Below are 6879 nucleotides of genomic sequence, written 5' to 3' on the forward strand. Positions count from 1 at the left end.
TGCCAATATAACGCAAAAAGGCTCCGCAATGGAGCCTGAAAGCATGATGAAACGTGGCTTAGCGGCGTTTATGTTTATTACGGTACATACCGCGGTCAGCGCGTTCAAACATGGATACATTGCTGTCACCCTGACGATATGCCGAGCACCCCACAGAGCTGGAAATATTGTGCGCAGTCAGCAGTGGATCTTTTGCTATGAGGGATTTCAAACGCTCATTGACCAACTGTGCCGATTCGCGTGTTGCCGGCGTCAGGATAACCGCGAATTCGTCACCGCCTAATCGGTAACAACGATCTGAGGCACGAATGGCTTCTTTAAGTAGCAGTGAGAAACGGCGCAGCACTTTATCACCATCAAGATGGCCGTACGTGTCGTTGACCTGCTTGAAGTTATCCATATCGAATATCATCAGGATGAGGCCGTGATCATTTCGCTCTGTCATCGCAATCGACTGGCGAAGATCCTGCTCAAAACTGGTTCGGTTGTTTAATCCGGTTAAGCTATCAAGCAACGCGAGGTTACGAACACGGTTGTATTCAATGGCGTTGCTTAGAGGGCCTGCAAGCAGACGGTGGTAGGTATGAATAAGCGCTATTTCATCATCATCAAGTTTATAAGGTGTGCTGTATTGGAGCATACCCAAAGAGTTATTTGCGAACTTGAGTGAGAAGGTTTGTCGATAGTCAGAGGTTCCACCTCGGCGGACGATGTGGGAGATTTCGTCATGCTCCCAAATCAGGCGGGTGATATCGATTTGCTTTTCCAGTTCCCGGGTGAACACTTCGAATAAGGGATCAATTTCCAGGCGTCCCTGAAGCTTCTGCAACACCATTAAGCGCTGATCAGCACCCAGCGGAACACGGCGAGATTGAATCGCCGCTTTTTTAATCTGTTCCAGTTGAGTGCTCGTCGACATTGCTTCAGAAACCTATAACTATCACTGTTTATGCTTTAAACAACAAAAGCAAAAAGCGTTCCAGTTTTGGTGGTGCTTCTGTGCTTCTTCAGTGAGCAGGGATTACTCGTCAGAGAGAAAGGCTGCTAAATCGGATCGACGATTCTGAGCGTCTTGGTAGCCCATGTCAATTAAGTGGTTGATATATTTCGGCTCAAACAGCAGATAACTGGTGATGGCCGCATCTTCAACAGGACTGATGCCTAGAACTCTCATCAGACCTCTTACTGCAGTAGGCATATGACAGTAGTAGCGTTCAACCAAAGGCTCAAAAGGTTCAGAAGGTGAAAGGTGGAAGGCATCGACTTGCCGCAGTGCCAATTTTTCAGCTTTAGATTTTGCCATGGCGCCGACTAGAGCATTCATGCGTTCTAAATGTTCCAGATCAGCGGAAAGCGTGTCAGCAAATATAGCATCCATTAAGTGCCCACCCAGACTCGCTAAGCCTGGCGCTTGTGCAAGGGCATGATTCTTTTGGGAACGTTTAGGGTTCAAGTCGATTATCAAAACCTTATCAGCCCCCATTTTCAATGCAGGTCGGAGCGGCGCGATTTGGTGAACTGAGCCATCACCGTAATAGTTGTGCCCGATTTGCGAAGCAGGGAAAACGATAGGGATGGCAGAAGATGCCAGCAAGTGCTCAGTCGTTATCTGGCAAGGAATACCAATAGCGCGGGAGCGGGCCCAGGGTTCAATGCAAGATTGTCCTTGATAGAAGGTCACGGATTTACTGGTCTGGTAGTTTGAGGCAGTAATGGCGAGCCCTCTTAAATTCCCCGCAAGAATTTGATGCTCTATCTTACTGTAATTCAATACATTATTAAGCAATCCGCGCAGTGGCCGGTTGTCGAGAAGGCCAAAGGGAGGCGCGCAGTGATACTTGGCTTGCATGCGGGCAAAGCCTTGTCTGCCGATATGATGAAACATGCCAGAAAAGGAGCTTTGGAAGACATCCTTGGTTGTCAGGTTGGCCCAAAGCCAAGACAGTTTTTTGACGCCAAGTCGGAAACATGACGTATGGCAGGCAAGAGAGGTGGCATTCAACGCACCGGCAGACGTACCACAATAAATGGTAAAGGGGCTGTGATGCACCCTTGGATACCATTCAGCGATCGCCTTCAACACGCCAATCTGATACGCCGCGCGTGCACCGCCACCCGTGAGTAAAAGGGCGGTGGTTTTGCGTGGAGTATTGGAGTGCGCGCTGGACGCCATAATCGTTACCTGCTTGATATCTCGTTATTTAAGTATGAACTAGAAGCCGTGCTTATGACGTTTTGATCTCTTTGATTTACCGGACGTTACCGACCGATTGTGAGCTAGAGCTAAAAGACACTGATGGTTTTGTCATCGCTTCTTAGTAAGAGAACGACAGATGGTATATTTCAATTCAACAATATTCATAAAGAGTATGAGATGGCATTTTCTGTTCGCGTCCTTATTGCTGATGATGACAAGGCTTCGGCCAAGCTGGTAGAAGTATTACTTCAAAAGTGGGGCGTTGAGGTTATCGTCGCGCATGACGGTGTTGAAGCGCTTGAGTACATTATGCAGCCAGAGCCGCCTTCTTTATTGCTGCTTGATTGGGAAATGCCTGGGTATAGTGGTATTGAACTCTGTCAGAAAATTCGTCAGATCGACACGTCAAATCCACCTTACATCATTATTTGCACCGCAAGAGACACGGCAGAGCATATCGCTGAAGGTCTAAATCAAGGCGCGAATGACTTCGTAACCAAGCCTTTCAATACTCAGGTGCTGAAAGCCCGAATCGAAGTTGGACGCAGAACGCTCGAGTTACAAGCGAGACTCGTGGATGCTATGACCCGTCTTGACCACCTTGCGAGCTTTGATGAGCTCACCGGGCTTTTAAACCGGCGCGCGTTGTTCGAACGCGTTCATGAAGATTTCTCACGGGCGATGCGAACGGATAGCCGGCTTTGTTTTGCGGTTTGTGATATTGACTGGTTTAAACGCATTAATGACGAGCATGGTCATCCCGCTGGGGATGCGATTTTACGTCAATTAGGCGAGATTTTTAGTCGCCAATTACGCCCCTATGACAGAGTGGGTCGTATTGGAGGGGAGGAGTTCCTGTTACTTTTCAGTGTTAAAGATGCAGGGCGAGCTCATAAAGTACTAGAAAGGATACGGCAGGCGATTGAAGCGCATAGCTTTGAGTATCAAGGACAATTTATCTCTGTCACCATGAGCTTTGGGGCGACCTTTGTTATTCCGGGAGAGAAAGTGGAGCGGGTTGAAGATTATTTTAGCCATGCGGACAAGGCGCTATACCAATCAAAAGAGCGGGGACGGAACCTCGTTACGTTCTTTGATAATTGCGTATAAAAAAAGCGCCTCCAATGGGAGGCGCTTTCAATTCAGTTAGCGGAATTAAGCCAGTTTCGCTTTCACGAACTCAACCATGTTTTCCATCTCAACCGGCACTTTTTCGCCGTCACGACGGTGCTTGTATTCAAACACGCCGTTGTCCATGCTGCGCTCACCGATGATGATAGTGTGTGGCACACCCGTTAGTTCCATGTCAGAGAACATCACACCTGGGCGTTCTTTTCGGTCATCGAACAGAACTTCAACGCCCGCTGCGGTCAGATCAGCGTACAATTTTTCTGCTGCTTCTTTAACGCGCTCAGATTTGTGCATGTTCATTGGAACAATAGCAACGGTAAACGGTGCAATCGCATCTGGCCAGATGATGCCGTTTTCGTCGTGGTTCTGCTCAATGGCCGCGGCCACAACACGTGAAACGCCGATGCCGTAACAACCCATTTCCAGAATGGTGTTCTTACCGTCAGCACCCAGTACGCCGCAGTTCATCTTCTCAGAGTAGTTAGTACCTAACTGGAAGATGTGACCCACTTCGATGCCACGCTTCAGAAGGATAGTGCCTTGACCACATGGGCTTGGGTCACCTTCAACCACGTTACGGATATCAGCCACTTCACCCAGCTCAACGTCACGACCCCAGTTAATGCCGAAGTAGTGTTTGTCGTCGATGTTCGCACCTGCGCCGAAATCACTCATTGCTGCAACACTGCGGTCAACAATGAAAGGAACGGTCAGGTTAACTGGACCCAGTGAGCCAGGGCCTGCATTTACAAGCGCACGAATTTCTTCTTCGGTCGCGAATTGTAGCGGCATCTCAACTTGTGGAAGCTTCTCAGCTTTGATTTCGTTAAGTTCGTGGTCGCCACGAACCAGCAGCGCAACCAGATCAGCATCAACAGCGTCAGACGCTTTCACGAACAGTGTCTTAACGGTTTTCTCGATTGGCAGGTCAAACTGCTCCACAAGCTGAGCGATGGTTTTCGCATCAGGTGTATCTACCAGCGTCATTTCCTGAGTTGGTGCAGCGCGTTCACCTGCAGGTGCAACGGCTTCTGCCATTTCAACGTTCGCAGCGTAATCAGACTCAGTAGAGAATGCGATGGTATCTTCACCGCTGTTTGCCAGAACGTGGAATTCGTGTGAAGCAGAACCACCAATAGCACCTGTGTCAGCCAGCACTGGACGGTAATCCAGACCCATACGGTCAAATGCCGCACAGTAAGCAACGTGCATCGCATCGTATGACTTCTGCAAGCCTTCTTTGTCGATGTCGAAGCTGTACGCATCCATCATCGAGAATTCACGCGCACGCATCACACCGAAGCGCGGACGCACTTCATCACGGAACTTGGTCTGGATCTGATACAGGTTCAGAGGCAGTTGCTTGTATGAGTTCACTTCGTTGCGAACAAGAGAAGTGATCACTTCTTCTGCCGTCGGGCTCAGAACAAACGGACGCTCGTGGCGGTCAGTGAAGCGAAGTAGTTCAGGACCCATCTTTTCAGAGCGGCCTGTTTCTTCCCATAGCTCAAACGGCTGAACTACGGGCATCAGAGTTTCAATCGCACCTGCGTTGTTGATTTCCTGACGAACGATGTTTTCAACCTTTTGCAGTACGCGCAAACCGGTTGGCAGCCAGGTGTACAGACCTGAAGCCAGTTTGCGGATCATACCGGCACGCAGCATCAGCTGGTGGCTGATCACTTCTGCGTCGTTTGGCGTTTCCTTCAAAGTAGAAAGAAGGTATTTACTGGTACGCATCTAAGCTATCCGTTTATCTAATTACAGTATGGAGGGTATAAGGGCGTCATATTAACAGCGAGAACCCTATTCGCCAAAGGCTTCTATTGCTGTCACGGTGATTACAGGTTCAGCGACGGTAAACTTCACATTTAGGTCAAAGAGGTGGACCGCATACTCCTTGGTATCGGCTTTTCCTTTTTTATAGGCTGGGCGTGGATCCTGTGCAAGTACTTCACTAATCACCTGCAGCTTATTTTGGCCGTCTTTATCTTTGGCTAAAAATGCTAAAGGTTGAGCGTCAAACTGGATATCGAGTGTTTGAGGCGCTTCTGCAGCATATCCACCCGCAGCTTCTTCTATGGAATCCGAATAAGGGATATAAGGCTTGATGTCGACGACTGGCGTACCATCAACAAGATCGCAACTCCCAATATCAATAATTATTTTGCCACCTTCTTTACGAACCCCTTTCAAAGGCACGACCGACATACCGATACCGTTCGGTCTGAAGGTTGCGCGGCTAGCAAATACGCCAATACGCTCATTGCCACCCAAGCGGGGAGGACGGACTGTTGGTGTCCAACCTTGCTCGAGGTTTTGGTCAAACAAGAAAAGAACCCAAAGGTGCGAGAATTGTTCAATACCACGCACTGTGTCTTCATTGCATGCTTCGCCTTCTAAAACGATAGATGCCAAAGCACTTGGCGCAAGTCCTGGTTGACGGGGGACGGCGAATTTCTCTTTATAAGGGGATTCAATATGACCGACAGGCGTCAGGGAATATTTCATGTTGGTTTTACTCATTAGGCTATCGGTGGAACTTTACCATACTCGTCAAGGTGGCCTAACAATCGTGGATGCTTGCGTTGGCAATGCGTGTCATAATCGCAGCGTAATAGTGTATAGAGGGTAGCGTTTTGGCTAGACCAGCGGTTTTTGTCGATAGAGATGGTGTGATCAACGTTGATCACGGTTATGTCAGTACAACAGATGACTTTGAATATATAGATGGCGTTTTCGATGCTTGCCGAGCATTGAAAGAAATGGGCTATCTCCTTGTGCTCGTGACCAATCAGTCTGGTATCGCCCGTGGCTACTATACGGAAGATGAATTTCTCAACCTGACGGAATGGATGGATTGGAACTTCGCTGACAAAGGTGTGGACTTTGACGGTATCTACTACTGCCCGCACCACCCTGAACATGGTGATGACAAATACAAGCAAGATTGTGATTGCCGTAAACCGAAACCCGGTATGTTTTTCTCTGCGCGAGACTTCCTCAAGATCGACATGGAAAACTCTGTCATGATTGGGGACAAGGCGGACGACATGCGTGCTGCAGAAGCGGCAGGTATTTCAACCAAGATTCTGGTTCGCACTGGAAAGACAGTATCAGAAGAAGGTGAAAAGCTGGCAACAGCGGTACTTGATAGCATTGCTGATGTGCCTGAATACCTGAAAAAGTGATATCTGAAATTAAAATCTGATTAAAAAAAACAGAAAAAGCAGCCAAAATTGGCTGCTTTTTTGCCTCTTTGGTTGTCTTTTGAGCGCTTGAGCGTTTTTTTAGAAAAAAAGCCACTTTTTCATAAGAAAGGTATTGCCAACAAGAAATCTCTCCCTATAATGCGCTCCTCGTTGGCACGGCAAAGTTCGCAGCTAACACGAGGAAAGCAAAAGTGCTTGACTCGAAAAAAGAGTTGAGTTTAAATCTCACTCCGCTCAGCAAGGCTGAGCACGTTCTTTAACAATTTGACCTATGCAATCTGTGTGGGCACTCGTAATTGATAGACAAAAGATTTATCGATGTTTACTGAGTGACCAAAC

At 48.1% G+C, this 6879-nt stretch carries 6 protein-coding genes; 2 read left to right on the forward strand and 4 right to left on the reverse strand.

Annotation, left to right across the window (positions count from 1 at the left end; translation table 11 throughout):
- Positions 1-58 precede the first annotated feature (58 nt).
- Positions 59-919 carry a GGDEF domain-containing protein gene (locus D515_RS04510; RefSeq protein ID WP_002536418.1) on the reverse strand — a complete coding sequence of 287 codons (861 nt, stop codon included), beginning with the start codon at positions 917-919 and terminating at the stop codon, positions 59-61.
- 102 nt (positions 920-1021) lie between these two features.
- Positions 1022-2173, reverse strand: a complete 1152-nt coding sequence (locus D515_RS04515; RefSeq protein ID WP_002536419.1) for a patatin-like phospholipase family protein — start codon at positions 2171-2173, stop codon at positions 1022-1024.
- A gap of 201 nt (positions 2174-2374) precedes the next feature.
- Between D515_RS04515 and D515_RS04520 the strand changes: the two genes are divergently transcribed.
- Positions 2375-3307: a GGDEF domain-containing response regulator gene (locus D515_RS04520; protein ID WP_039849605.1), complete on the forward strand. Its 933-nt coding sequence runs from the start codon at positions 2375-2377 to the stop codon at positions 3305-3307.
- A gap of 45 nt (positions 3308-3352) precedes the next feature.
- Here D515_RS04520 and D515_RS04525 read toward each other — a convergent pair whose 3' ends face one another.
- Both D515_RS04525 and tsaA read right to left on the reverse strand, forming a co-directional pair.
- Complete coding sequence (locus D515_RS04525; RefSeq protein WP_002536421.1) at positions 3353-5068, reverse strand: proline--tRNA ligase; 1716 nt, start codon at positions 5066-5068, stop codon at positions 3353-3355.
- A gap of 66 nt (positions 5069-5134) precedes the next feature.
- Positions 5135-5839, reverse strand: a complete 705-nt coding sequence (tsaA, locus tag D515_RS04530) for a tRNA (N6-threonylcarbamoyladenosine(37)-N6)-methyltransferase TrmO (RefSeq protein WP_002536422.1) — start codon at positions 5837-5839, stop codon at positions 5135-5137.
- A gap of 128 nt (positions 5840-5967) precedes the next feature.
- On the opposite strand from tsaA, the gene gmhB reads away from it, so the two are divergent.
- The gene (gmhB, locus tag D515_RS04535) at positions 5968-6519 is read left to right on the forward strand and encodes a D-glycero-beta-D-manno-heptose 1,7-bisphosphate 7-phosphatase (RefSeq protein WP_002536423.1); all 552 of its coding nucleotides are present in this window, start codon (positions 5968-5970) and stop codon (positions 6517-6519) included.
- The last annotated feature ends 360 nt before the right edge of the window (positions 6520-6879 follow it).

This window comes from Grimontia indica, from assembly GCF_000333895.2.
In the GTDB taxonomy this organism is placed as follows: domain Bacteria; phylum Pseudomonadota; class Gammaproteobacteria; order Enterobacterales; family Vibrionaceae; genus Enterovibrio; species Enterovibrio indicus.